We start from the raw sequence: 333 nt of genomic DNA on the forward strand, positions 1-333 counted from the left end.
GGCGGTCGGAGACGATCGAATCGTCGAGGAATTGCTCCCAGTAGGCCCACAGCTCCGATGCATACGAATCGAGTTGGGGCACTGCGATACCGGAACCGGCCAGCGCCTCCATTGTGCGGGCAGAGCTGTACACCGCCGGAAAAGAAACGTGGGCCAATACTTCTGGCGGAATCCCGAGCCTTCCGACGGTCCCACGCAACGCGGACTGGACGACGCCGAGGCGCAGTGCACCGGTGAATACCTCGGCCGGCTGCAGCGCTCGGGGCAGCAGCCGGGTCGGGATCCGGCCCGTGATCGACCTGTCGACGGGCACCGCGAACTGCGGGGCTTTCG

General features: G+C 66.1%; 1 protein-coding gene. It reads right to left on the bottom strand.

Annotated elements, in window-relative coordinates:
* Window positions 1–333, bottom strand: a 333-nt coding sequence (locus SB717_RS34460) for a hypothetical protein (RefSeq protein WP_410907344.1), incomplete at both ends; no start/stop codon positions are given.

Source organism: Priestia sp. SIMBA_032, from assembly GCF_046535215.1.
In the GTDB taxonomy this organism is placed as follows: Bacteria; Bacillota; Bacilli; order Bacillales; family Bacillaceae_H; genus Priestia; species Priestia aryabhattai.